At 50.0% G+C, this 25346-nt stretch carries 22 protein-coding genes and 1 pseudogene; 13 read left to right on the top strand and 10 right to left on the bottom strand.

What is annotated here, in order from left to right:
- The first annotated feature begins 16 nt into the window (after positions 1–16).
- Positions 17–640: a thiol:disulfide interchange protein DsbA gene (gene dsbA / locus HV334_RS24260; RefSeq protein WP_181220998.1), complete on the top strand. Its 624-nt coding sequence runs from the start codon at positions 17–19 to the stop codon at positions 638–640.
- Positions 641–653: 13 nt separating this feature from the next.
- Here dsbA and HV334_RS24255 read toward each other — a convergent pair whose 3' ends face one another.
- Positions 654–1514 (bottom strand): acyltransferase, encoded by an 861-nt coding sequence (locus HV334_RS24255; RefSeq protein ID WP_233623861.1) that lies wholly within the window; start codon positions 1512–1514, stop codon positions 654–656.
- Between HV334_RS24255 and HV334_RS25425 the strand changes: the two genes are divergently transcribed.
- Positions 1408–1743, top strand: a complete 336-nt coding sequence (locus HV334_RS25425; RefSeq protein ID WP_227021182.1) for a hypothetical protein — start codon at positions 1408–1410, stop codon at positions 1741–1743. The two genes, HV334_RS24255 and HV334_RS25425, sit on opposite strands and share 107 nt — an antisense overlap.
- A 215-nt stretch (positions 1744–1958) precedes the next feature.
- Positions 1959–4745 (top strand): DNA polymerase I, encoded by a 2787-nt coding sequence (polA, locus tag HV334_RS24250; RefSeq protein WP_016155158.1) that lies wholly within the window; start codon positions 1959–1961, stop codon positions 4743–4745.
- Positions 4746–5078: 333 nt separating this feature from the next.
- Here the strand turns inward: polA and yihA are convergent, their stop codons facing one another.
- Positions 5079–5711 carry a ribosome biogenesis GTP-binding protein YihA/YsxC gene (gene yihA / locus HV334_RS24245; protein WP_005121851.1) on the bottom strand — a complete coding sequence of 211 codons (633 nt, stop codon included), beginning with the start codon at positions 5709–5711 and terminating at the stop codon, positions 5079–5081.
- A 209-nt stretch (positions 5712–5920) separates the two neighbouring features.
- Here yihA and HV334_RS24240 point away from each other — a divergent pair.
- From HV334_RS24240 to hemN, 3 genes and pseudogenes are all read left to right on the top strand, one after another.
- Positions 5921–6169, top strand: a pseudogene (locus tag HV334_RS24240) (hypothetical protein).
- Between the two features lie 105 nt (positions 6170–6274).
- Positions 6275–6784 carry a Der GTPase-activating protein YihI gene (yihI, locus tag HV334_RS24235; protein ID WP_019077947.1) on the top strand — a complete coding sequence of 170 codons (510 nt, stop codon included), beginning with the start codon at positions 6275–6277 and terminating at the stop codon, positions 6782–6784.
- A 188-nt stretch (positions 6785–6972) separates the two neighbouring features.
- A complete protein-coding gene (gene hemN / locus HV334_RS24230; RefSeq protein WP_049282322.1) occupies positions 6973–8346 on the top strand; it encodes an oxygen-independent coproporphyrinogen III oxidase in 1374 nt (457 codons plus the stop codon).
- An 87-nt stretch (positions 8347–8433) separates the two neighbouring features.
- Here the strand turns inward: hemN and HV334_RS24225 are convergent, their stop codons facing one another.
- From HV334_RS24225 to glnA, 4 genes are all read right to left on the bottom strand, one after another.
- Positions 8434–8544 (bottom strand): YshB family small membrane protein, encoded by a 111-nt coding sequence (locus tag HV334_RS24225; RefSeq protein ID WP_003028631.1) that lies wholly within the window; start codon positions 8542–8544, stop codon positions 8434–8436.
- A 112-nt stretch (positions 8545–8656) separates the two neighbouring features.
- Positions 8657–10066, bottom strand: a complete 1410-nt coding sequence (gene glnG / locus HV334_RS24220; protein ID WP_047499072.1) for a nitrogen regulation protein NR(I) — start codon at positions 10064–10066, stop codon at positions 8657–8659.
- A gap of 11 nt (positions 10067–10077) precedes the next feature.
- Positions 10078–11127 carry a nitrogen regulation protein NR(II) gene (glnL, locus tag HV334_RS24215; RefSeq protein ID WP_047497478.1) on the bottom strand — a complete coding sequence of 350 codons (1050 nt, stop codon included), beginning with the start codon at positions 11125–11127 and terminating at the stop codon, positions 10078–10080.
- A gap of 203 nt (positions 11128–11330) precedes the next feature.
- On the bottom strand, positions 11331–12740 hold the full coding sequence (glnA, locus tag HV334_RS24210) for a glutamate--ammonia ligase (RefSeq protein WP_003028638.1): 1410 nt from the start codon (positions 12738–12740) through the stop codon (positions 11331–11333).
- A gap of 380 nt (positions 12741–13120) precedes the next feature.
- Between glnA and typA the strand changes: the two genes are divergently transcribed.
- On the top strand, positions 13121–14944 hold the full coding sequence (gene typA / locus HV334_RS24205) for a ribosome-dependent GTPase TypA (protein WP_008786988.1): 1824 nt from the start codon (positions 13121–13123) through the stop codon (positions 14942–14944).
- Positions 14945–15010: 66 nt separating this feature from the next.
- Here typA and HV334_RS24200 read toward each other — a convergent pair whose 3' ends face one another.
- On the bottom strand, positions 15011–15799 hold the full coding sequence (locus tag HV334_RS24200; RefSeq protein WP_016157865.1) for a DeoR/GlpR family DNA-binding transcription regulator: 789 nt from the start codon (positions 15797–15799) through the stop codon (positions 15011–15013).
- 39 nt (positions 15800–15838) lie between these two features.
- The gene (locus HV334_RS24195) at positions 15839–16735 is read right to left on the bottom strand and encodes a sugar kinase (protein ID WP_016157866.1); all 897 of its coding nucleotides are present in this window, start codon (positions 16733–16735) and stop codon (positions 15839–15841) included.
- Between the two features lie 172 nt (positions 16736–16907).
- Between HV334_RS24195 and yihU the strand changes: the two genes are divergently transcribed.
- The 6 genes from yihU (at position 16908) to HV334_RS24165 (ending at position 23605) form a co-directional block, all read left to right on the top strand.
- On the top strand, positions 16908–17798 hold the full coding sequence (gene yihU, locus HV334_RS24190; protein WP_016157867.1) for a sulfolactaldehyde 3-reductase: 891 nt from the start codon (positions 16908–16910) through the stop codon (positions 17796–17798).
- Between the two features lie 25 nt (positions 17799–17823).
- Entirely contained in the window at positions 17824–18711 is an 888-nt protein-coding gene (locus HV334_RS24185; protein ID WP_151223074.1) for an aldolase, read from the top strand.
- Between the two features lie 31 nt (positions 18712–18742).
- Positions 18743–19753: an alcohol dehydrogenase catalytic domain-containing protein gene (locus HV334_RS24180; RefSeq protein WP_016157869.1), complete on the top strand. Its 1011-nt coding sequence runs from the start codon at positions 18743–18745 to the stop codon at positions 19751–19753.
- A gap of 69 nt (positions 19754–19822) precedes the next feature.
- Complete coding sequence (locus tag HV334_RS24175) at positions 19823–21256, top strand: MFS transporter (RefSeq protein WP_181220997.1); 1434 nt, start codon at positions 19823–19825, stop codon at positions 21254–21256.
- A 102-nt stretch (positions 21257–21358) separates the two neighbouring features.
- A complete protein-coding gene (locus HV334_RS24170; protein WP_016157871.1) occupies positions 21359–22684 on the top strand; it encodes an MFS transporter in 1326 nt (441 codons plus the stop codon).
- A gap of 30 nt (positions 22685–22714) precedes the next feature.
- A complete protein-coding gene (locus HV334_RS24165; protein ID WP_181220996.1) occupies positions 22715–23605 on the top strand; it encodes an aldose 1-epimerase in 891 nt (296 codons plus the stop codon).
- A 69-nt stretch (positions 23606–23674) separates the two neighbouring features.
- On the opposite strand, the gene HV334_RS24160 is transcribed toward HV334_RS24165, so the two are convergent.
- Positions 23675–24559, bottom strand: coding sequence for a sulfite exporter TauE/SafE family protein (locus tag HV334_RS24160; protein WP_047357790.1), 885 nt, complete (start codon positions 24557–24559; stop codon positions 23675–23677).
- 10 nt (positions 24560–24569) lie between these two features.
- On the bottom strand, positions 24570–25337 hold the full coding sequence (locus HV334_RS24155) for an SDR family oxidoreductase (protein WP_181220995.1): 768 nt from the start codon (positions 25335–25337) through the stop codon (positions 24570–24572).
- Positions 25338–25346 lie beyond the last annotated feature (9 nt).

The following is a 25346-nucleotide window of genomic DNA, read 5'->3' as shown; positions in this document are numbered from 1 at the left end:
TCGGAGAAATTTGAACATGAAAAAATTATGGCTGGCGCTGGCTGGTATGGTTTTAGCTTTTAGCGCATCTGCAGCGCAGTTCCAGGATGGCAAACAATACATCACTCTGGAAAAGCCTGTTGCGGGTGAACCGCAAGTGTTGGAGTTCTTCTCCTTCTACTGCCCGCACTGCTATCAGTTTGAAGAAGTTCTTCACGTCTCTGATAACGTGAAGAAAAAACTGCCGGAAGGCACCAAGATGACCAAGTACCACGTCGAGTTTCTGGGGCCGTTGGGCAAAGATCTGACGCAAGCTTGGGCCGTTGCTATGGCGCTGGGCGTTGAAGATCAAGTAACCGTTCCGTTGTTTGAAGGTGTTCAGAAAACCCAGACCGTTCAGTCTGTAGCTGATATCCGTAAAGTGTTTGTCGAAGCGGGTATTAAGGGTGAAGACTATGATGCGGCATGGAACAGCTTCGTGGTGAAATCACTCGTGGCGCAGCAGGAAAAAGCGGCGGCTGATTTACAGCTGCAGGGCGTTCCGGCAATGTTCGTGAATGGCAAATATCAGGTAAATCCGCAGGGCATGGATACCAGCAGCATGGATATCTTTGTACAACAGTATGCGGATACCGTGAAGTATCTGGTTGGTCAGAAGTAAAAGCAAAAGCCGGTCACTTGTGCTGACCGGCTTTTTCATATGAGGCTTTAATCGCGTCGAGCTGCGCGTCTTTCTCACTCCACAGCGTATTAAGCCATAGCTGAAACCGACGCTTGAATCCCTTATCGTTCACGTAATCACCGTGCAACTCTTCATGAATTGGCTCCAGATTTACCCGCACGACAATACGCGTTAGCTTACCGCTCAGCATATCGTAGAACGGTCGGCTGCTATTTTCCGGATAGCACAACGTGACGTTCAACATTTTATCGAACTGTGACCCCAGTACGTTCAATGCCATCGCAATACCGGCCGCCTTTGGAGGGAGCAAGTTTTGATAAGGAGAGCGGGTTTGCTCACATTTCTCTTTGGTAAAGCGTGAACCTTCGACAAAATTCACAATAGTTGTCGGGTGTACGCGAAACTTCTCGCAGGAACGACGCGTTGTTTCGACATCTTTACCGCGCCGTTCTGGATGACGGAGCAGGTAGCCACGCGAATAGCGTTTCATAAACGGCATATCCAGCGCCCAGCAGGCCAGGCCAATAAAGGGCACCCACGCCAGTTGTTGCTTGAGGAAATATTTATTCATGGGGATGTGCTTACGGAACAGCACGCAAAGCACAACGATGTCAGCCCAGCTGTAATGGTTACAAATGAGCAGATACCAGTTTTTCTTGCTAAGACCTTCCAGTCCCTCGACATCCCACTTCAGTCGCGGATTGAGGTGTAGCAGTAGCGCCAGACCTTCACACCAGCAGTACATCATGAAATTACAGAAGACAGAAACCTTGCGCCAGACAACGGGAACGGGCAAAAGGAGTTTTACAACTCCGGCAAGGATGATCGGCACAGAACAAAAAATCGTGACCAATATGGTCAAAACGATACTCAGCAACAGCGTTATCGCAGCGAGTATTCTCGTCATAATTAAATTATTCAAAAGGTTAGCCATAGATAGTGCGCTAAAGAGGCGCAAGGGGCTGATTTTATCAGAAAACGAACCAAATGATGGATCTTCCCTGAATAGAAAAAAAGGGAATATCTATCCACATCAGGATATAAGCTGTATAAATGGAATAAAATGCTACGTATTTATTTAAGCTTCTGAAATATATGTATAAATAAAATGATGTGTTAATTTCATTGCTATATTTAAAGAGCTGAAAATTATTTATTCACAAAGTTATCCACAATCTTCTTTGCGAGCAAAGCAGAAGATCTACAAAAGTTTTTCGACAAATGCGGCGAAAAACTCATGTTTTCATCCTGTCTGTGGCATCCTTTACCCATAATCTGATAAACAGGCACGGACATTATGGTTCAGATCCCAGAAAACCCACTTATCCTTGTAGATGGCTCCTCTTACCTGTATCGCGCATACCATGCGTTCCCGCCGCTGACTAACAGTGCAGGAGAACCTACTGGCGCGATGTATGGTGTCCTCAACATGCTGCGTAGCTTGATTCTGCAATATCAGCCGACCCATGCTGCGGTGGTATTCGACGCTAAGGGTAAAACCTTCCGTGATGAGTTATTCGAACACTACAAGTCACACCGCCCACCCATGCCGGACGATCTGCGTGCGCAGATTGAGCCTCTGCATGCGATGGTAAAAGCGATGGGGTTGCCACTGCTGGCCGTTTCGGGCGTGGAAGCAGACGATGTCATCGGTACGCTGGCGAGGGAAGCAGAGAAGGTAGGTCGTCCGGTGCTGATTAGTACCGGTGATAAAGATATGGCTCAGTTGGTGACGCCGAATATCACCCTGATCAACACCATGACCAATACGATCCTCGGCCCGGATGAAGTGGTGAATAAATATGGTGTTCCACCAGAACTGATCATCGATTTCCTGGCGCTGATGGGGGATTCCTCAGATAACATCCCTGGCGTTCCTGGCGTAGGTGAAAAAACCGCGCAGGCTCTGCTGCAGGGGCTGGGTGGGCTGGATACCCTCTATGCTGAATCAGACAAAATCGCGGGGCTGACTTTCCGTGGTGCGAAAACTATGGCGGGCAAACTTGAGCAGAATAAAGAGGTAGCGTACCTCTCTTATCAATTGGCTACCATCAAAACGGATGTTGAACTGGAGTTGACCTGCGAGCAGTTGGAAGTACGTCAGCCGGCAGCGGATGAACTACTTGGCCTGTTTAAACAGTATGAATTCAAGCGTTGGGTTACTGACGTTGAAGCGGGTAAATGGCTACAGGCGAAAGGAACGAAGCCGGCGGCAAAACCACAGGAAACTATCGCCGTCGATGAAACGCCTGAGGGGCCGGCCACGGTTCTCTCGTATGATAACTATGTGACAATTCTGGATGAAGCGACGCTGGAAGAGTGGATTGCGAAGCTGAAAAAAGCGCCTGTCTTTGCCTTCGATACTGAAACTGACAGCCTGGACAACATCTCCGCGAATCTGGTTGGCCTGTCTTTTGCCATTGAACCGGGTGTGGCTGCATATGTTCCTGTTGCCCACGATTACCTGGACGCCCCCGATCAGATCGCTCGCGACCGCGCGCTGGCATTGCTGAAGCCGCTGCTGGAAGATGAGAACGCGCATAAAGTCGGGCAAAACCTGAAGTATGATCGCGGTATCCTGGCGAACTATGGCATCGAACTGCGTGGTATCACCTTTGACACCATGCTCGAATCCTACATTCTTAACAGCGTCGCTGGCCGACACGATATGGACAGCCTCTCGGACCGCTGGCTGAAACATAAAACCATCACCTTTGAAGAGATCGCCGGAAAGGGCAAAAACCAGCTGACCTTTAACCAGATAGCGCTGGAAGAAGCCGGACGTTACGCTGCGGAAGACGCCGACGTTACGCTACAGCTCCATCTCAAAATGTGGCCAGAATTGCAGCAGCATAAAGGACCGTTGAACGTCTTTGAAAATATCGATATGCCGCTGGTTCCTGTTTTGTCTCGCGTTGAGCGCAACGGTGTGAAAATCGATCCGGCTGTTCTGCACAAACATTCAGAAGAGCTGACGCTGCGTTTGAACGAGCTGGAGCAAAAAGCGCACGAGATCGCCGGAGAAGCGTTTAACCTCTCTTCCACCAAGCAACTGCAAACTATCCTGTTTGAAAAGCAGGGTATTAAGCCTCTGAAGAAAACCCCTGGCGGCGCGCCATCAACGTCGGAAGAGGTACTGGAAGAGCTCGCGCTCGATTACCCATTGCCGAAAGTGATCCTGGAATATCGCGGCTTAGCAAAACTGAAGTCGACCTATACGGATAAGCTTCCGTTGATGATTAACAAGAAAACCGGGCGCGTGCACACCTCCTATCACCAGGCGGTGACCGCTACCGGGCGCTTGTCTTCCACGGATCCAAACCTGCAGAACATCCCGGTACGTAATGACGAAGGTCGTCGTATTCGTCAGGCGTTTATTGCGCCAGAAGACTACGTGATTGTCTCCGCCGACTACTCACAGATTGAACTGCGTATCATGGCGCATCTCTCGCGTGATAAAGGTCTGCTTACCGCATTTGCCGAAGGGAAAGATATTCACCGCGCAACGGCTGCGGAAGTCTTTGGCTTACCGCTGGATTCCGTGACTGGTGAACAACGCCGCAGTGCGAAAGCCATCAACTTCGGTTTGATCTACGGGATGAGTGCCTTTGGTTTGGCGCGCCAGTTGAATATTCCGCGTAAAGAAGCACAGAAGTACATGGACCTCTACTTCGAACGCTACCCTGGCGTGCTGGAATATATGGAACGCACCCGTGCACAGGCAAAAGAGCAAGGTTATGTCGAAACGCTGGAAGGGCGTCGTCTCTATTTACCGGATATTAAATCCAGTAATGGCGCTCGTCGCGCTGGTGCAGAGCGCGCGGCAATTAACGCCCCGATGCAGGGTACTGCCGCAGACATTATCAAACGAGCCATGATTGCGGTGGACGGATGGCTGCAAACCGAGCAACCACGTGTGCGCATGATCATGCAGGTACACGATGAACTGGTGTTTGAAGTGCATAAAGATGACCTCGAAAGCGTCTCTAAAAAGATCCATCAACTGATGGAAAACGAGACCCAGATTGATGTGCCGTTGCTGGTGGAAGTCGGTAGTGGCGAAAACTGGGATCAGGCGCACTAAGGGTTTACTGAATAACGCCCCTTTTTCGTAACTAAGCAACATAAGATAGAACTTTTTGTGATGTCCATTAGAATTCCCTATGTAAGGAATGAAAAAAAATTACAAAAAGTGCTTTCTGAGCTGCTCAAAAAAGAGTAAAGTTATTCACGTAGGGTACAGAGGTAAGATGTTCTATCTTTCAGACCTTTTACTTCACGTAATCGGATTTGGCTGAATATTTTAGCCGCCCCAGTCAGTAATGACTGGGGCGTTTTTTATTGTGCGAAAGAAAAGTTTCGTACAGGCTGTAGGCCGGATAAGACGCGCAACGGCGCTATCCGGCATATCGGTGGGTTACTCCCCGTCCTGCATCTCTTCAATCGGCGCCAGTTCACTAAACCAGCTATCCAGCTTCTGCCGAAGTTTGTCCACGCCCAGTTTTTTCAGTGATGAAAATGCTTCTACCTGTACATCACCGTTAAATGCCAGTACGGCTTCACGTACCATATTCAACTGGGCTTTGCGCGCACCGCTGGCCAGCTTGTCTGCTTTAGTCAGCAGTACCAGAACCTGAACGTTGCTCTCAACCGCCCACAAGATCATCTGCTGGTCGAGGTCTTTTAGCGGGTGACGAATATCCATCAGTACCACCAGACCTTGCAGGCTCTGACGTTTTTCCAGATATTCAGCCAGCGCGCGCTGCCATTTGCGCTTCATCTCTTCCGGAACTTCGGCATAACCGTATCCTGGCAAATCGACCAGGCGTTTGCCGTCAACGACTTCAAACAAGTTGATGAGCTGAGTACGACCCGGCGTTTTAGATGTACGCGCCAGACTCTTTTGATTCGTCAGGGTATTTAGCGCACTGGATTTGCCTGCGTTGGAACGGCCAGCAAAAGCCACTTCGATACCGGTATCGGAAGGTAAGTGGCGAATATCAGGCGCACTCATCACAAAGTGCGTCTGTTGATAATTCAAGTTAGTCAAAGCAGTCCTCTCCATCAATCAGGGCTTTGCAGCGATTATACCTGAACCCCAGCAAAAGGCTGGTTTTTCGACGCGTAGGCTATGTAAGTAAAAACCTCGCACTTTGTGAGACATTGCCGATAGTTTCTATACGAGATGACAGAGTAAAAAATGACGTAACTAAAATAAATCATATAGTTAAGATAAGGCACTATTCTTAAAGTCCGAAATTGTTACCCAGGTTACTTGTACGTTTAAACCAAAGCGGTAAAGTAGCGCCCATAGCGAGGAAGCTGACAGGATAGTCGACTCAGGATGAGGGTCAGGAGCGCCAGGAGGCGAAGACACAGGATTGTCAGGGAGACAAACGTCTGGAGACGTTAGTAAAAGGAAATGGAAACAACACGGAATGTTTCAGGCTAAGGGAAAAACAGGGTGTGTTGATAGCCAACAGGGATTGTAGAGCCCGTAAGGGTTGAGAGTCAGGAAAAAAGGCGACAGATTACTCTGTCGCCTTTTTTCTTTATTTCTGCTAGATTCCGGCGCAATTATATACTGAATAAAACAGCCAAAGACGAATCATGATGAAACCAACTTCTACACCACGCGGTAAAGGTCCTGCAAAAGCGCGTCGTAAAACACGCGAAGAAATTAATCAGGAAGCTCGCGACCGTAAGCGCCAGAAAAAACACCGTGGTCATGCGGCGGGTAGCCGTGCGTCCGGTAGCGAAGGTGCATCTGGTGGCGGAAACCAAAATAAGCAAAAAGATCCTCGTATTGGCAGCAAAAACCCCATTCCATTGGGCGTGACCGAAAAAGTCACCAAACAGCACAAACCGAAGAGTGAGAAACCTATGCTTTCACCACAGGCTGAGTTGGATTTACTGGAAACGGATGAGCGCCTGGATGCGCTGCTGGAGCGTCTTGAAGCAGGAGAAACCCTGAGCGCGGAAGATCAGACCTGGGTTGATGCCAAGCTGGACCGCATCGATGAGCTGATGCAAAAGCTGGGTCTTTCTTACGATGACGAGGAAGAAGAGGAAGAGGAAGAAAAGCAGGAAGACATGATGCGTCTGCTGAAAGGCGGCAACTAACGGTTTTACACCGTGGGTCTTCCCGTCCTGCTTATAACCCTTCCGGTTATATGTTATCTGGTGTGGTTATTCGTTAAACTACAGCGGTTGTCGCGGCGACAGAAGTGGCTGCGCAACCGGCTTATCACCCGCACTGGGGTTAAGCCGGTACGCCGTACCCGCCAGAGACGCCATCGGAAGGAGTGAGCATGTCAGAGCAGTTAATAGACTGGGACCTGGCCCTGATCCAGAAATATAACTATTCCGGGCCACGATATACCTCGTACCCGACCGCGCTGGAGTTTTCTGAAGACTACGGCACAGAAGCATTTCTAAAGGCCGTGGCGCGTTATCCTGAGCGTCCGCTCTCGCTGTACGTTCACATCCCGTTCTGCCACAAACTGTGCTACTTCTGTGGCTGCAACAAGATTGTGACTCGCCAGCAGCATAAAGCAGATCAATATCTCGATGCCCTGGAACAAGAAATTATCCATCGCGCACCGCTGTTCGCCGGACGCCATGTCAGCCAGCTGCACTGGGGCGGCGGCACGCCAACGTATCTGAATAAAGCGCAAATCAGCCGTTTGATGTCACTGCTGCGTGGCAATTTCAACTTTAACGACGATGCCGAAATCTCGATCGAAGTGGATCCGCGTGAAATCGAGCTGGATGTCCTTGATCATTTACGCGCTGAAGGTTTTAACCGTTTGAGCATGGGAGTGCAGGACTTCAACAAAGAAGTTCAGCGCCTGGTGAACCGTGAGCAGGATGAAGAGTTTATCTTTAAGCTGCTGAATCATGCGCGGGAGATTGGCTTTACCTCAACGAATATCGATCTGATTTATGGCCTGCCAAAACAGACGCCAGAGAGCTTCGCCTTTACCCTGAAACGCGTGGCTGAGCTGAATCCAGACCGTCTGAGCGTCTTTAACTACGCGCACCTGCCGACGCTGTTTGCTGCCCAGCGCAAGATTAAAGATGCCGACCTGCCCAGCGCGCAGCAGAAGCTGGATATCCTGCAGGAGACCATCTCTTCACTGACCGAAACTGGCTATCAGTTCATTGGCATGGATCACTTTGCCCGCCCGGATGACGAACTGGCCATTGCTCAACGCGAGGGCGTTTTGCATCGCAATTTCCAGGGCTATACCACCCAGGGGGATACCGATCTGCTGGGGATGGGCGTATCGGCCATCAGTATGATTGGCGACAACTACGCGCAGAATCAGAAAGAGCTGAAGCACTATTACCAGCAGGTAGACGAGCAGGGGAATGCGCTGTGGCGCGGAATTGCCCTGACCCGCGACGACTGCATTCGTCGGGATGTTATTAAGCTCCTGATCTGCAATTTCCGCCTCGACTATGCCGCCGTGGAACAGCAATGGGATCTGAACTTCGCTGACTATTTTGCCGAAGACCTGAAACTGCTGGCGCCGCTGGCGAAAGATGGGCTGGTGGATGTGGATGAGAAGGGGATTCAGGTTACGCCGAAGGGGCGTCTGCTGATTCGTAATATTTGCATGTGCTTCGATGCATATCTGCGCCAGAAAGCGCGTTTGCAGCAGTTCTCGCGCGTTATTTAGCCGGGTTGCCCGGTGGCGCTTCGCTTACCGGGCCTACGAAATCTCAATACGTAGGTCGGGTAAGCGAAGCGCCACCCGACAAACCCGCTAGCTGAACAGCCCAACCAGCGCCGCACACAGCACGGCGGCAACCGCAGTTTGTGGCGTATGGCTTTCAACCGCACCGCTCGATAGCAGATTTATCATTGATTCCAGCATGATGACTTCCCCCCGTTTGCCGGGCACGATCATACTTAACTCATCGGAACAGTAAAGCGCAAAATAGCAGCAATTTGCGCTCAATTATCAATCTTTACACAGTGACCGATCGTCACTCCATTCCGAGTTCTTTTAACTTACGCGTCAAGGTATTACGGCCCCAACCGAGCAGGCGTGCGGCTTCCTGTTTGTGCCCCTGGGTATGACGTAGCGCGGTGGTCAACAGCGTGCGCTCCATTTCAGGTTGAGCCTCAGAAAGCAGGTTTTGATGACCGGAACGTAATGCCCGATCTGCCCACTGTGCCAACAGGGTTGCCCAGCTGTCTGGCTGCATATTGGACGGCGCGTCAGGCACGGTGGTTTCAAACAGTTCGGTCGGTAAGTCCTGAATGAGTACTTCCTGTCCGGCGGCCATTACGGTTAACCAGCGACAGGTATTCTCAAGCTGACGCACGTTTCCCGGCCATGACAGACGGGTGAGCGCCGCCTCGGTTTCAGTGTGTAATTGTTTGGCTTCTACTCCCAGTTCGCGGGCGGCCTCCTGCAGGAAATGACGCGCCAGGCGTGGGATATCTTCCCGACGTTCGCGCAGTGGCGGCAGATGCACCCGGATGACGTTCAGGCGATGGAATAAGTCCTCACGGAATTTGCCTTCCTGCACCCGCAGTTCCAGGTTCTGGTGCGTGGCGGCGATAATACGTACGTCCACCTTCACAGGCGCATAACCGCCAACGCGGTAAAACTGTCCATCGGCTAATACGCGCAATAAACGTGTCTGCACGTCCAGCGGCATATCGCCAATTTCATCGAGGAACAGCGTGCCGCCGTCTGCCTGTTCAAAGCGCCCCTGACGAATCGTATTCGCCCCGGTAAACGCCCCTTTTTCATGGCCAAACAGCTCAGACTCGATCAAATCTTTCGGAATAGCAGCCATGTTCAGCGCGATAAACGGTGCTTTGACGCGCGGGCTATGACGGTGCAACGCATGGGCGACCAGCTCTTTACCGGTCCCGGACTCTCCGTTAATCAATACGCTGATTGAAGAACGGGACAGGCGACCAATAATGCGAAAGACGTCTTGCATTGCCGGTGCTTCGCCGATGATGTCGGTTGTTGGGCCGTTGATTTGAATATTACGCGGCTGCTGCTGTTCCTGATAATGGCTGATGGCGCGTTCGACCAGCGCCACGGCTTCATCAATATCAAAAGGTTTGGGCAGATAATCAAACGCCCCTTGCTGGTAGGCGCTGACGGCAGCATCCAGATCGGAGTGTGCGGTCATTATGATGACCGGAAGCATCGGATGCCGCTGTTTGATCTGTTTTAACAGCGTCAGGCCGTCCATGCCCGGCATGCGGATATCCGACAGCAGTACGTCCGGCGTTTTGCTGGCCAGCGCGTCCAGTACCTCTTTACCACTCTCAAATGTAGTGCAGCTTAGTCCTGCCCCTGCGAGCGCACGTTCAAGCACCCAACGGATGGAACTATCGTCATCAACTACCCAGACTATTCCTCGTTGCATAAACGTCACCTTTATTTCCTGATAGGCAGGTAAACCGAGAACTCGGTATGACCCGGCCAACTGGTAAATTCAATTTTGCCGGAATGTTGATCAATCAAATTACGGGCGATGGATAATCCAAGGCCGGTACCGCCTTCGCGACCGCTGACCATTGGGTAGAACAGCGTGTCCTGCAAATGCGAGGGAATTCCCGGGCCGTTATCCTCAACATCAATCCGCGCCGCCAGACGATAACGCATACCGTGCAGCGTGAGCTGAAATGCGGTGCGGGTACGCAGAATAATTTCGCCGCCTTCCGGTCCCAGCGCCTGCAAAGCATTGCGCACGATGTTCAGCAAAACCTGCTCGATCTGGTCCGGGTCGTGCAGTAATTCAGGCAGACTCGGGTCGTAATCACGAATCAGCGTGACGTTTTCCGGCAGCTCCATCGAGACCAGCGCTACCACGCGCTCCGCCACTTTGTGAATACTTTCTGTGACGTGCATTCCCGGCTGTTGTGGTCCCAGCAGACGGTCGACCAGATTACGCAGGCGGTCGGCCTGCTCAATAATGACTTTGGTATATTCGGTCAGCGCCGGGTCCGGAAGCGCTTTACTGAGCAGTTGCGCCGCGCCGCGTAATCCACCCAGCGGGTTTTTAATTTCGTGCGCCAGGCCACGCACCAGATCGCGGGCAGCAATCTGCTGGGCGTGCTGGAGCTGTTCCTGGCTCAGACGGCGCTGGTTATCCATTGGCGCCATCTCCAGCAGGATAAGGCCATCAGGCAGCCTCTGAGCGGTCACAGAGAGGATATGTGAGTGGCTATCTATCACCAGCGTCACTTCGTTATCCGTAAAGCCCTGGCCTGCATCCAGGCTCTCTCGCATCAGCCCGATGTTTAAGGAGAAATAACTCAACAGATCGGGAAGTGGGGTACCAAACAGTTTGCGGGAGCTTTGGGCGAGCAGCTGTTGTGCCGCCGGGTTGGCGTAATGTACCGCCAGCTCATCGTCGACGAGTAAGATGCTGTTGATTAAAGAATTGAGGATCTGCCCAGCATCGGGCAGCGTGCCGGTTGCCATTCAGCAGTCTCCTGAAAAGTGTTGCACCAATTTAGTGCATTATAGCTTTTTACATCAAAAAAGCGCGAGGAAGCAGGTTGTTAGTGGAGAAAAAAGCCCATCCTGGGATGGGCTAAAAGTTCCACGGCAACTTAAAGACTCTATATTTTTCTTGCTACAGCCGCGTGGGTCGCAACAAGAAATCTACGGAGTATTGGTACTAATTAAACGCTGTAGTACAGCTCAAACTCTACCGGGTGCGGAGTCATACGCACGCGGTCATCTTCTTCGCGACGCAGCGTAATGTACGCATCGATCGCTTCATTGGTGAACACGCCGCCTGCAGTCAGGAACTCACGGTCCAGATCCAGTTCTTTCAGTGCTTCTTCCAGAGAACCAGCAACCTGTGGGATCTCTTTCGCTTCTTCCGGCGGCAGGTCGTACAGGTTTTTGTCCATGGCTTCGCCTGGGTGGATCTTGTTCTTAATACCGTCAAGGCCAGCCATCAGCAGTGCTGCGAAGCACAGGTACGGGTTAGCAGCCGGGTCCGGGAAACGCACTTCGATACGACGCGCTTTCGGAGAAGCCACTACCGGAATACGGATAGAAGCAGAACGGTTACGGGCAGAGTAAGCCAGCATTACCGGCGCTTCGTAGCCTGGGACCAGACGCTTGTAAGAGTTGGTGGTTGGGTTAGCCAGGGCGTTGATCGCTTTAGCGTGTTTGATTACGCCGCCGATGTAGAACAGCGCCTGCTCAGACAGACCCGCATATTTGTCGCCAGAGAACAGGTTTACGCCGTTCTTGGACAGAGACATGTGGCAGTGCATACCGGAACCGTTATCGCCAAACATAGGTTTTGGCATAAAGGTCGCGGTTTTACCGAAACGGTGAGCGACGTTGTGAACCACATATTTGTAGATCTGAATTTCGTCCGCTTTTTTGGTCATGGTGTTAAAGCGGGTCGCGATTTCGTTCTGACCTGCGGTCGCCACTTCGTGGTGATGCGCTTCAACAACCAGGCCCATTTCTTCCATGATCAGACACATGGTAGAACGGATGTCCTGAGAAGAATCTACCGGAGGAACCGGGAAGTAACCGCCTTTCACGCCAGGACGGTGACCTTTGTTACCACCTTCGTATTTGGTGGAGGAGTTCCATGCGCCTTCGATGTCATCGATAGCCACGTGGGAACCGGAAATGGACGCGCCGAAACGGATGTCGTCAAACAGGAAGAACTCTGGCTCAGGCCCGAACAGAACGGTGTCTGCGATGCCGGTAGAACGCAGATACTCTTCAGCGCGTTTAGCGATGGAGCGCGGGTCGCGGTCGTAGCCCTGCAGCGTACCTGGCTCCAAGATATCGCAACGGATGATCAGGGTGGACTCTTCATAGAACGGGTCGATGAGTGCAGTAGACGCATCTGGCATCAGAACCATGTCTGATTCGTTAATGCCTTTCCAGCCACCGATTGAGGAGCCGTCAAACATTTTGCCTTCTTCAAAGAATTCGGCATTTACCTGATGAGCAGGAATAGTGACGTGCTGTTCTTTACCTTTGGTATCTGTGAAGCGTAAATCAACAAACTTCACTTCGTGTTCGTTCAGCATCGTCAAAACGTGTTCAGCGGACATACTTACTCTCCCGGATTGGTCATGGTCGTCGTGGTAACGAAGTCTTCAATTCTGCAAAAAATTGGCCGTGTCGCCGTAAAAAATATAAAGCGAAATCTGTGCCAACTTTTAAATTGCCCCTAAAAGGCGTTATCATGCGCACTATCGTGCAAAGGGGCTGCACCATGAAGGTTGTATTGCACCATTATAGTGCTTTAATGTGAACATTAAGCACCATATTGGTGCAAAGCATGTCAGATTACCCCTTTTAACGCTCCGTGAATGTGATCACAAAGAAACTCTGCAATACTTGTTTGCGGAGGATGTTTGTGATCCTGTTTTGTACTGCGATTAATCCGTGTACAATAACGCGCTATTTCTAAAATGCCTGAGGCAAAGTTGTGATCGAAAATTTGCGTAACATCGCCATCATCGCGCACGTAGACCATGGTAAAACGACCCTGGTAGACAAGCTGCTCCAACAATCCGGTACGTTCGATGCACGTGCTGAAACCCAAGAGCGCGTGATGGACTCCAACGATTTGGAGAAAGAGCGTGGGATTACCATCCTCGCTAAAAACACCGCTATCAAATGGAATGACTACCGTATCAACATCGTTGATACCCCAGGGCACGCCGACTTCGGTGGTGAAGTTGAACGTGTAATGTCCATGGTCGACTCCGTGCTGCTGGTGGTGGATGCAATGGATGGTCCGATGCCGCAGACGCGCTTCGTGACCAAAAAAGCCTTTGCCCATGGCCTGAAGCCAATTGTTGTTATCAACAAAGTTGACCGCCCTGGCGCGCGTCCTGACTGGGTTGTTGATCAGGTATTTGACCTGTTCGTTAACCTCGACGCTACCGACGAGCAGCTGGACTTCCCGATCGTTTACGCTTCCGCGCTGAACGGTATCGCAGGTCTGGATCACGAAGATATGGCTGAAGACATGACTCCGCTGTATCAGACCATCGTTGATCGTGTTCCGGCTCCAAGCGTAGACCTTGATGGCCCGCTGCAGATGCAAATCTCTCAGCTGGACTACAACAACTACGTTGGCGTAATCGGCATCGGCCGTATCAAACGCGGTAAAGTTAAACCGAACCAGCAGATCACTATCATTGATAGCGAAGGCAAAACCCGTAACGGTAAAGTCGGTAAAGTTCTGACCCATCTGGGTCTGGAACGTATCGAGAGTGATATTGCCGAAGCGGGCGATATCATCGCGATCACCGGTTTGGGCGAACTGAACATCTCCGACACCATCTGCGACCCGCAGAACGTCGAAGCGCTGCCGGCTCTGTCCGTTGATGAACCGACCGTAACCATGTTCTTCTGCGTAAACACCTCCCCGTTCTGTGGTAAAGAAGGTAAATATGTTACCTCTCGTCAGATCCTTGACCGCCTGAACAAAGAGCTGGTGCACAACGTTGCGCTGCGCGTCGAAGAAACCGAAGATGCGGATGCGTTCCGTGTATCCGGTCGTGGTGAGCTGCACCTGTCTGTTCTTATCGAGAACATGCGTCGTGAAGGTTTCGAAATGGCGGTTTCCCGTCCGAAAGTAATCTTCCGCGAAATCGACGGCCGTAAACAAGAGCCGTTCGAAAACGTAACGCTGGACGTAGAAGAGCAGCATCAGGGTTCTGTCATGCAGGCTCTGGGTGAGCGTAAAGGCGACCTGAAAAACATGAATCCAGATGGCAAAGGCCGCGTACGTCTTGACTACGTGATCCCAAGCCGTGGTCTGATCGGCTTCCGTTCAGAATTCATGACCATGACTTCCGGTACCGGTCTGCTGTACTCCACCTTCAGCCACTACGACGATGTTCGCGCGGGTGATGTGGGTCAGCGTCAGAACGGCGTACTGATCTCCAATGGCCAGGGTAAAGCAGTTGCGTTCGCACTGTTCAGCCTGCAGGACCGCGGTAAGCTGTTCCTGGGTCACGGTGCTGAAGTTTACGAAGGCCAGATCATCGGTATTCACAGCCGCTCTAACGACCTGACTGTAAACTGCCTGACCGGTAAGAAACTGACCAACATGCGTGCGTCCGGTACTGACGAAGCAACGGTTCTGGTTCCGCCGGTTAAGATGACTCTGGAGCAGGCTCTGGAATTCATCGATGACGACGAACTGGTAGAAGTTACCCCAACCTCTATCCGTATCCGTAAGCGTCACCTGACTGAAAACGACCGTCGCCGTGCAATGCGTGGCGCGAAAGAAGAGTAATTAACGCTCTTTCTCAGGTAAGCATAAAAAAGCCGCTGATTTCAGCGGCTTTTTTTATCTAAAAGATCAGGTTGTTTCCTGCTCTGCAATGACTAGCTCAATATTTTCTAAATCAAGCAATTGCTTGAATGAATTTGGTGGTTGGGAATCGGTAAAAAATGCCCGAATTTTACGCATATTACCGATGGATACAGCGGCTGAGGCGGTAAACTTAGTATGATCAGCAACTAACAGCGTATTACGTGCATGCTTAATCATCGTTTTGGCGACAAGCGCTTCGTTAACGTCAAATTCCAATAGTGTGCCGTCTTCCTCAATGGCACCAATACTGGTAATCAAATAGTCGGCTCTGAATCCTTCAATAAAGTTCACTGCTCCTGGACCAACAATACCGCCATTATGAGCACGTAACGTTCCACCGGGCACCATGACCTCAAGATCTTGATTCTTATATAAGATCTGCGCAACACGAAGACTGTTAGTAATTATGCGTAGGTCCCGGCGGTTCAGCAAAGCTCGTGCGACGGCTTCTACCGTAGTACCAATGGTAATAAAAACCGTGCAGCGTTCAGGAAGATAATCAGCAACAGCCTCCGCTATCGCTTCTTTTTCCTGAATGAGGGACAACTCTCGCTGTTCGAAGGCGGTATTCATGATGCTGGATACACGTCCGGCTCCACCATGGTGTCGGGTGATCAGACCCTGTTCACTCAACTTACGAATATCTCGGCGCACGGTTTGTGTGGAAACATCCAGCAATTGTGCGAGCTCTTCAATATTCATATAGCCGCGTTCTGAAATGTAATGAACAAGTTGATCGTGACGCGGATTACCGGTGACTTCAATGATGCTCATGAATACTCCTGGACCTCTTCCCCGTAATTGTCGGCTATTTTACGCATAAAGTGACAAAAATGATTCGGTTTGCGCACGATTAGGAATTCCGGCTCGTCCGCCTGCCTGAGTGCATTTCATCGCCGCCACAGCACTTGCGAAACGGATAGCTTGATCAGTAGACATTTTCTCTGCGAGAGCTGCCGCCATAGCACCGTGGAAAACATCGCCTGCCCCAGTTGTATCCACAACATTGACAGAAAATGCAGTTTGTTGGCACGTTTGCCCATTTTCAATCCATAGTGATCCTTCACTACCAAGCGTAACGTACACTTTACCATTGGTATGCTTAGAGGCCAGTTTAAGTGCCAGTTGTGCATCATTCTGCCCTGTCATTCTCTTCAGACCTGGGGTTGAAAAAACTGCATGGTCGGCAAGTGCTACCAATGGGGTTATGTCTTGTGGAGTCATATCGGCATCCAGCAGTGTTGGGACACCTGCGGCACGTGCCAGCTCGAAGGATTTCAACGTCCCTTCATGCCAACGTACATCGGCCAGAACGATGTCATATCGAGAAAAATCAATCGACTCCAACCACTGAGCATCTGTACCAAGATCTGGGCTTGGATAGTTCACGATGATGCGTTCTCCGTGCTGATCGACCAATATTGCGGACTGAGATGAACGGGAATTCGGGTATTGCCGACAAAACTCGGTATTAACCCCCCAGACCTGAAGTTCGTTAAGCAAAGTATTCCCGCAACTGTCATCGCCTACGCGACCTATAAAATCAACGTCAATACCGAGCCGGGCAATGGCGACAGCCGCTGTTGCGGCTGGGCCGCCACCTGTTTCAAGGTATTGATTAGATTGATATTTACCCCCGCCATTGGGCAGGTCGTTTAAAGAATAAATACGGTCCTGAACGGTGATTCCAATACAAGCAATTCTGGTCATATTTGTTTATTCCTGTGTGATCTTGTCTTCTTTTGTTCATTTTAATGACATAAATGATCAAATTAGTGACATGTGTCTTGTTTTTAGTCATAAATTACAAATATGCTCAAAAACAGACGAAAACTAATTTTTAATTGTAATTATTTTGTCAACCTGAGACAGGAGAGCATTCATGACAACCGTTGCATTTTTGGGCTTGGGCCAGATGGGCAGCCCAATGGCTAATAATCTATTGCAAAAGGGACATGCTTTGCGTGTGTTCGACGTAAACCAACAGGCAGTCAATGAATTAGTACAAAAAGGTGCGACTGCTGCTCAAACCCCTGCTGAAGCCGCTAAAGATGCTGAATTCATTATCACTATGCTGCCAAATGGCGACATCGTTCGGCAAGTTCTGCTGGGTAAAGATGGCGTCAGCGAAGGCCTGTCCCCCAATGCATTGGTTATTGACATGTCCACGATTCATCCATTGCAGACCGATGCATTGATTCATGAGATGAGAGAGAAAGGCATCAGCATGATGGATGCCCCCGTGGGCAGAACGTCAGTTAACGCGATTGACGGCACGCTGCTGATTCTTGCTGGTGGAACGCCTGAACAGGTTGAACGCGCTCGCCCTGTGCTGATGTGTATGGGAAATGAACTGGTGGAAGCTGGCGGTCCCGGTATGGGGATCCGTGTAAAGCTCATCAATAACTATATGAGTATTGCGCTGAACGCCTTGTCAGCGGAAGCCGCTGTACTTTGCGAATCATTGGGTTTGAGCCTTGATGTGGCCATTAAGGTCATGAGCGGTACTGCCGCAGGTAAGGGGCACTTTACGACAACCTGGCCTGGCAAGGTACTTAAAGGAGATCTTTCTCCGGCATTCATGGTGGACCTCGCGTTGAAAGACCTGCGTATTGCCGTCGATGTCGCTAGTCAGACCGGTGCGCCGCTCAATATGGGCATTGCAGCAGAAACCTATTACACCCGTGCCAGCGAGAACGGTCGAGGCCGTCAGGACTGGAGTGCGTTGTTATCTCAGGTTCGTCAGCAGGCTGGCCGACCAGATTCACTATAAATTTTAAACAGTTACAGGAGTTATTATGTCTTCCCACAATACCCCATACACGCTGAAAGATATTTCTCGCCCTGGCGGTGGATTTGCCATGCTGGCCGTTGATCAGCGTGAAGCAATGCGCCTGATGTTTGCAGCGTCTGGATATCCTAAACCGGTTGCCGACAGCGTATTGACTGATTTTAAAGTTGCAGCAACACAAATTCTGTCTCCCTACGCTTCAGCGGTTCTGGCAGATAAACAATTTTGTCTCGATCAGATTGTCTCTCAAGGTGCAGTCGCTGATTCATGTGGACTGATTGTGGCGGCTGACCATTTTGTTCCGGGTAATGGTATTCCAGTTGATAGTGTCGAAATTGATAGAGCGATTGATCCGCATAAAGCCCGCGAAATGGGTGCGAAAGCCATGAAGTTGTTGGTGCTGTGGCGTGAAGATGAACCTGCAGAAGAACGTTTGGCTATGGTGGCTGAGTTTGTTCAACGCTGCCGTAGCGCAGGGTTGGTCAGCATCATTGAGCCGGTTGTCCGACCCCCTCGTCATGGTTGGGAATTTGACCGGGAAAGCGCCATCGTTGCCGCAGCGGCTGAACTCGGCTGCACCGATGCTGACCTCTATAAAGCTGAAATGCCATTAGGCGGCAAAGGTGATGAACAGACCCTACTTGCTGCGTGTCAAAAGTTGCATGAGCAAATGAAAATGCCGTGGGTCATTCTCTCTTCTGGTGTTGATGCGGATATTTTTGGCCGCGCGGTCCGTATCGCCATGAAGGGGGGAGCTTCCGGATTCCTGGCAGGGCGTGCCGTTTGGGCATCGGTTGTTGGTGCTCAAGATCCGCAAACAATGTTGCGTGATGTGTCGGTTCCACGCTTACAACGCCTGGCAGAAATCGTCGATGAAGGGATTTCTCAGCGTTAATCACCCATTTTAACGAATCTGGAGAAGAACCATGGATAAGATTACCCAAGTTCTATTTTCTGATATTGGGAAGGTGACCACCCAATATGTTGAGCTGCCGCACCAGGAACTTAAACCGCAAGAAGTCCGCATTGCTCCGGTGTTTTACGGAATATGTGGCTCTGATCTGCATGTACTGAAGGGAGGGCACCCATTCGCAAAACCTCCGGTTGTGCCTGGACATGAAATTGCGGCACGCGTAACTGAAGTGGGCAGTGAAGTGACGAATGTTAAGCTGGGCGATCATGTCGTAGTCGACCCAATAATGGCCTGCATGGAGTGTCGTGCTTGTAAAGCGGGTCGCTTTAATCTGTGTGAGCCGCCACAGGTTGCTGGCTTTCGGGCGCCGGGTTTTGCCCGCTCGCAGCACATTGTACCTGCACGAAACTGCCATGTTGCACCTGCTTCGTTACCACTAAAAGCACTGGCTTTCGCTGAGCCAGCAGCCTGCGCGCGTCATTGCGTGAGCCGTATGCCGAAAGCGTCATTGGAAAGTGTACTAGTGATTGGTGCAGGGACAATTGGCTTATCCATCGTTCAAGCATTGCGCATCATGGGCGCGGGAAAGATCACCGTCATCGAACCTGATGCCGCTAAGCGCGCGTTGTCGTTAAAGCTAGGTGCCACGGAAGTCTGGGCTCCGGGGGAATTGGATGCACAGGTCCGTTTTACGGGGGCAATTGATGTTGTTGCTGCCCAGACCACGCTGAATGATGCATTTACCCACGTTTATGCTGGCGGAACGGTAGTGTGCATGGGGGTACCGAGTGGCCCACGTGAAATTCCTCTTCCGATGATGCAGCGCTTCGAACGCGATTTGTTGAATTCCGGCATGTATATTCCGGAAGACTTCGATGCCGTGATTGAATGGCTTGCGGATGGGCGGTTTGACACCAGCGAACTGGTGACCGATCTCTTCCCTGTCGAAGATGCGGATAAGGCGTTTGAACGTGCGCAGCAAAATGACTCTATAAAAGTCATGCTGCAATTTGCTGAGGTTTGATGCTGTAACCCTCTGTCTGGCGCTGCTTAAGGGTAGCGCCATCCTACAACAATGAAAAAGGATGCTGCGATGAGTCACATCACCAGTCCTACACCTTACTCGATCGGTCGTCCCCAGGACGTGATTGATATTGTTAATAAACATTCAGCAGTAAACACCAGTGTCGGCGTCATTTTTATCGCTCTTGGCGGCATTCTAATTGATGCCTATCAGGCGGCGATGGTGGGGTTTGGTAATAAATATATTGCATTGCAATTTGGTATTTCGCCGGGGCTAGCGGCGACGGTTAACGCCTCTGTTTTAGTTGCCGCTCTGATTGGTGGATTGCTGGCGAACCGTGTGATTAACCGCTTTGGTCAAAAGCGTGCATTTATCATCGGAATGGGCCTGTGCACAATAGGTGCCGCAGCTGTCGCGATAGCCCCGAACATCTGGTGGGTGCTGGTGTGTCGCGTAATCATGGGATTTGGCTTGGGTATTGATTTCCCGCTGGCAACAAATGCGGTGGCAGAACTACGCGGCTCAACATCTAAGAAAACCGGTTCATCGGTTAATCTCTGGCAAATGGCCTGGTATGTATCAACTACGGTCGTCTATCTTGTGCTGCTTCCACTGCTGTTGTCGGGTATCGCAGAAGAGCAATTATGGCGCTATGGTATTTTCATTGGTGCTATTTTTGCCATCATTATCATGATCCTACGCTATTTCTTCATTGGCGAATCCGCAATGTGGGCCGCACGAGTCGGACGTTATGATAAAGCCTGCGATATTCTGGCTAAACGCTATGGTGTTCATGCTCGCGTTGCTGCCAAGTCAAAAAGCGATGATATTTCTGCTGAAAAAACAGAAAGTAAGTTTCATGGCGGGTATGGGATTTTATTTAACTCACGTTATCGCAAACGTACCATTCTCGGCTGCGTTGTGGCGACGATGCAAGCCTGGCAATACAACGCCGTGGGCGTTTATTTACCGCTGACTTTGGCGGGAATACTGAGCGGTGGATTAACCGGGGCACTTAGCGGTTCTGCGGTAGTGAATGCCCTGTGTGGCATTACAGGTGGATTGATTGGTTCACTTATCCTCCAGCGTTTGGGAACTCGCCTTCAGTCGATGTGTGGTTTCGCCGTCGTAACGGTTGCATTACTTGCTTTAGGTGCATTAGCAACCACCAACCCATGGCTTTCTTTAGGTTTGTTGGGCGCGATCATTTTCTTCCATTCAGCGGGCCCGGGCGGCCTGGGAATGACCATTGCCACACTTTCTTATCCGCCATCTATTCGCCCGACAGGCGTAGGATTTGCTCGTGCAATTATGCGTACTGGGGCGATTGCCGGACTTATTTTCTGGCCAATGTTGTGGGGTGCATTAAAGACAGAAGCGTTCTATTGGCTGGCAATTGTTCCTTTTCTCGGCTTCTTGACATGCGTGTTGATTAAGTGGGAACCACTTGGTGCAAACGTTGACGCTGAAGACGCTGAGGTACTGGCTGAGCTGGATAAATAACAAGCAAGCGCGTCGCAACATGTCGACGCGCTTTTTCGTATATCCGCTGCTTTTTTAGTGATTTTATTGCGCAGATTTCTCGCCGACCCGGAGAGGAAAAGTATGGCTGAAATAGAACATGTACCAGGGAAAGAGCTATCCGGCAAAGCCATGAGACGCGTTGTCATGGGCAGTTTCGCTGGCGCGTTGATGGAATGGTACGATTTTTTTATTTTCGGAACGGCAGCAGGGCTAGTCTTTGCTCCCCTGTTTTTCCCTGATAGCGATCCTTTTATTGGTTTAATCGCCGCATTCGCGACCTTTGGTGTGGGTTTTCTATCACGTCCGCTAGGGGGCATTGTTTTTGGCCATTTTGGCGATAAAGTCGGTCGCAAAATAACGTTGATTTGGACGTTAGCGATAGTTGGTTCCTCAACGTTTTTAATCGGCTTCATACCAACATACAAGGACATTGGTATCTGGGCCCCGATTATATTGATGGTTCTTCGTCTGGTGCAGGGGTTCGGTCTGGGTGGGGAATATGGCGGGGCTGCATTGATGACTATTGAATCTGCGCCTGAGGCGAAGCGCGGGTTTTTAGGTTCGCTCCCACAAACGGCAGCCTCGGTTGGGATTATGCTGGCGACAGGGGTGTTTGCATTATGCAATCACTTCCTGACCCAGGAAGAGTTTCTGGCCTGGGGATGGCGTATCCCTTTTTGGCTCTCTGCCATCATGTTAATTGTTGGGATGTTCATACGATTACATACTGAAGAAACACTGGATTTTAAAAAACAAAAAACGGCTGTCTCACAGGAACAATCAGCACCACCGTTGATTGAACTTTTCCGTAAGCATCCACGTAACATTCTGTTGGCGCTAGGGGCCAGGCTGGCGGAGAGCGTTTCGTCGAACATCATTAATGCCTTTGGTATTGTCTATATTTCCAGCCAGTTGGCATTATCAAGGGATATTCCACTCAACGGCATGCTAATCGCCTCAGCAATTGGCATTGTATGTTGTCCATTAATTGGTTGGATCTCTGACCGCGTTGGGCAACGGAAGATGTATTTATTTGGCGCTGGTTTTTGCATCCTTTTTGCATTCCCATTCTTCCTGCTGCTGGATACGAAAAGCACACTTATCATCTGGTGCTGCATGATTCTTGGCTATAACCTGGGGCCAACGATGATGTTTGCAGTACAGCCCACCTTATTTACTCGTATGTTCGGAACACGAGTGCGTTATACGGGTCTTTCATTTGCCTATCAGTTCTCCGCAATTCTGGGTGGGTTAAGCCCGCTAATTGCCTCCAGCTTGTTGGCGCTGGGAGGCGGGAAACCGTGGTATGTAGCACTGTTTCTGTTTGTTATCTCAATACTTTCATTCATTTGCGTCTGGCTTATCGAGCCACATTCAGACAATAAAAATGACGCTAATAACATTTAACTTCTTACCGAAATATCAGAGAGCAATAACATGAACAATGAATTGAATACTGAGCATTATCAAGCATTACAGCGTGCTTTTGATGCCGCCTGGCCGGGACCGATCGGTCAACCTATTTTGCTGGAAAAAGGACATTTACGTCTGCAAGTTTTTCCGCGTGATGGTGCCAGAATCACCTCGCTACAGGCATTTGGTTTTGAAGTGTTACGTCAATGGGAACCACAGCGTAAAGCATTTCAGTATGGCTGCTTTCCTATGGTTCCTTGGGCAGGCCGCCTTGGCGATGCAACGTTGACAGTAGGGAAGAAACAGTACGCATTACCTGCTAACAAACCGCCTCATGCTCTACATGGTATGGCCTGTTATTCATCATGGGAAATTGTCGAACATAAAGCGGATACCTTGAAACTGCGCATGCCACTGGGCGCTCCATGGCCATGGCAAGGAGAGGTCCTGCAAACGCTGACCATTGAAGACGATGCGCTAATTCTACGCTTAGAAATTCATACTTTGTCTGAAACATTCCCTGCATCAGCTGGATGGCACCCTTGGTTTGCAAAACGACTCGACCAGCAGAATGAACAAGAACAATTACAGGTAATTTTTGATGCTGATTGGCAGGAAGAGGCTGGAAACAATGAGCTACCAACCGGTAAAAAAATCCCTCCACAATCAGGTCCGTGGGATGACTGCTTTGGTTTTAATAACGGTCTCAATGTCAGATTACAGTGGCCTGGTAAGCTGAGTATGACAATGACATCGAGTGCGCAAAGTCTGGTTGTCTTTGATAAACAGCCCGATGCAACTTGTGTTAATCCCCTTACTCAAGCACCGAATGAAATTAATCGTGCACCGCAGTTTGTCTGTCCGGGTGCACCTTTGGTCATTGAGACGATCTGGCGATTTAAAAGAGATAACTGACGTTTTGATAGATATCAATAACAGAAAAGCCGCTGAAATCAGCGGCTTTTCTGTTATTGACTTAATTTATTATTGGGGTTTTGCTGCTTCGTCCATTGCGCGGATTGCCGCAACTTTTTTACCGAAAATAAGCTGTAGAATAATTAGTAATGAAAATACGGGTAACAACGCGCTCAATGCGGATATTCCCGTAGCGCCTTTAATCAACATAGCACCGGAAGCGATTAACAGCAGAAACACCATGATGCGGAATATTTTTACTGAAATACGCTTGTGCACATACTGCCCCACAATGGAACCAAGAATCATCGTGGGTATACAAAATAACACCAGCTTAAAGGTTGAAATAGTCAGAATTCCGCTGGTGGCCAACCCGCCAATAATGGCAATGTTATTGGCAGTAAAAAAAGCGTTGAGTGTACCACGAAATGCCGCCGGTCCCAGATTACGCAGCATTCCATACATGACCACCGGCGGTCCGTTTGTTGAGAATGCGGCACCTAACGCACCAGCAATTGCCCCCATCGGCGCGGCGATCCAACGTTTGTCATAAATTGGCAGACGCGGGATAAACAGACTATAGAACGAGTAAATAATAATAAAACCGCCCAGGCCGATCTTCATAATATGGTCGGGTAAATATGAGAGAGCATATAGCCCAACCGGAATACCAGCAAACGAAAAAAGAATGAGAACGGCGGCAGATTTCCAGTCTGTCTCTTTTCGGGATAACCATGTTGCATAAAGCGCGGTTGCCGTACCAACCATCACGGACATTGGCGCTGCCATTTTTAATGGTAGTACCATGGTAATTAACGGCATTGAGGTTAAACCGCCGCCAAATCCTGCACATATTCCCACAAAGGTATATAAAAACATTACCGCGATGACGATCAGCATGGCGCTGGTATCGAGCGCGGCGCCATCTGGAGTAAATAATGTGAAGAAATCCATAACGATTCTCTTAGTTAAGTGATAATCCCGCATCAACAATAAAATCCTGACCGGTACAACCGCATGATTCCTCTGACGCAAGGAACAGCGCTAACCGTGCGCAGTGACTTCCATCCAGACGGAACTTTAGTGCCTGCAATTCAACGAATTGATACACGGCAGAAGGATCCAACTTAGCCCACATGGCGTCCTGTTTTGCAGTTCGAATCGCGCCCGGAACAAGGCTATTAACCCGGATGCCGCGAGGACCTAACTCCTGAGCTAGCGTACGAGTAAATCCATGAATGGCTGCTTTAGACAGGGAATAACAGACGCGGCCCGGACGTCCTCGCATCCAGTTGATCGAACCCATATTAATAATGCAGCCTGTTCCTTTTTGGGTCATTGCCGGAATCACCGACTGAATTGCAAAGAGATGGTGACGTAAATTCACGTTAATGCGGTTGTTAAAATACTCTTCAGTTAAATCATCAATCGTATGGTGATCGTCACTGCCGGCATTATTGATGAGAATTTCGACGTTACCCAATTCTTCAGCGATGGTGGTGAAACAGTTTTGTAATTGAGGAATATTGGTGACATCACAGAATAAAAATAAGCACCCAAGTTCAATGGCAAGTTTTTCACCGGCCTGTTTGTCATAATCAAGAAAGGCAACTTTAGCGCCTTGCTCTACAAAAGCACGAACATAAGCTTCGCCAATGCCACTGGCGCCACCGGTAATAGCAACAACTTTATTTTTAAGGGAATAGTAGTTTACATTGAGATTATTTTTCATTTTTATTTT

Origin of the sequence: Citrobacter sp. RHBSTW-00944 (assembly GCF_013615435.1) — a bacterium.
GTDB classification, from domain to species: domain Bacteria; phylum Pseudomonadota; class Gammaproteobacteria; order Enterobacterales; family Enterobacteriaceae; genus Citrobacter; species Citrobacter braakii.
This window is presented reverse-complemented; position numbering and strand designations above follow the sequence as displayed.

What these genes read in the sequence shown, in the direction of transcription:
- HV334_RS24225 (WP_003028631.1), bottom strand. Translation starts at nt 8,544, where the DNA reads ATGCTGGAATCAATGATAAATCTGCTATCGAGCGGTGCGGTTGAAAGC.
- HV334_RS25425 (WP_227021182.1), top strand. Translation starts at nt 1,408, where the DNA reads ATGAAATTACAGAAGACAGAAACCTTGCGCCAGACAACGGGAACGGGC.
- glnG (WP_047499072.1), bottom strand. Translation starts at nt 10,066, where the DNA reads ATGCAACGAGGAATAGTCTGGGTAGTTGATGACGATAGTTCCATCCGT.
- HV334_RS24175 (WP_181220997.1), top strand. Translation starts at nt 19,823, where the DNA reads ATGAGTCACATCACCAGTCCTACACCTTACTCGATCGGTCGTCCCCAG.
- HV334_RS24180 (WP_016157869.1), top strand. Translation starts at nt 18,743, where the DNA reads ATGGATAAGATTACCCAAGTTCTATTTTCTGATATTGGGAAGGTGACC.
- HV334_RS24155 (WP_181220995.1), bottom strand. Translation starts at nt 25,337, where the DNA reads ATGAAAAATAATCTCAATGTAAACTACTATTCCCTTAAAAATAAAGTT.
- HV334_RS24185 (WP_151223074.1), top strand. Translation starts at nt 17,824, where the DNA reads ATGTCTTCCCACAATACCCCATACACGCTGAAAGATATTTCTCGCCCT.
- HV334_RS24160 (WP_047357790.1), bottom strand. Translation starts at nt 24,559, where the DNA reads ATGGATTTCTTCACATTATTTACTCCAGATGGCGCCGCGCTCGATACC.
- yihU (WP_016157867.1), top strand. Translation starts at nt 16,908, where the DNA reads ATGACAACCGTTGCATTTTTGGGCTTGGGCCAGATGGGCAGCCCAATG.
- hemN (WP_049282322.1), top strand. Translation starts at nt 6,973, where the DNA reads ATGTCAGAGCAGTTAATAGACTGGGACCTGGCCCTGATCCAGAAATAT.
- HV334_RS24170 (WP_016157871.1), top strand. Translation starts at nt 21,359, where the DNA reads ATGGCTGAAATAGAACATGTACCAGGGAAAGAGCTATCCGGCAAAGCC.
- polA (WP_016155158.1), top strand. Translation starts at nt 1,959, where the DNA reads ATGGTTCAGATCCCAGAAAACCCACTTATCCTTGTAGATGGCTCCTCT.
- glnA (WP_003028638.1), bottom strand. Translation starts at nt 12,740, where the DNA reads ATGTCCGCTGAACACGTTTTGACGATGCTGAACGAACACGAAGTGAAG.
- glnL (WP_047497478.1), bottom strand. Translation starts at nt 11,127, where the DNA reads ATGGCAACCGGCACGCTGCCCGATGCTGGGCAGATCCTCAATTCTTTA.
- dsbA (WP_181220998.1), top strand. Translation starts at nt 17, where the DNA reads ATGAAAAAATTATGGCTGGCGCTGGCTGGTATGGTTTTAGCTTTTAGC.
- HV334_RS24195 (WP_016157866.1), bottom strand. Translation starts at nt 16,735, where the DNA reads ATGACCAGAATTGCTTGTATTGGAATCACCGTTCAGGACCGTATTTAT.
- HV334_RS24165 (WP_181220996.1), top strand. Translation starts at nt 22,715, where the DNA reads ATGAACAATGAATTGAATACTGAGCATTATCAAGCATTACAGCGTGCT.
- HV334_RS24200 (WP_016157865.1), bottom strand. Translation starts at nt 15,799, where the DNA reads ATGAGCATCATTGAAGTCACCGGTAATCCGCGTCACGATCAACTTGTT.
- yihI (WP_019077947.1), top strand. Translation starts at nt 6,275, where the DNA reads ATGAAACCAACTTCTACACCACGCGGTAAAGGTCCTGCAAAAGCGCGT.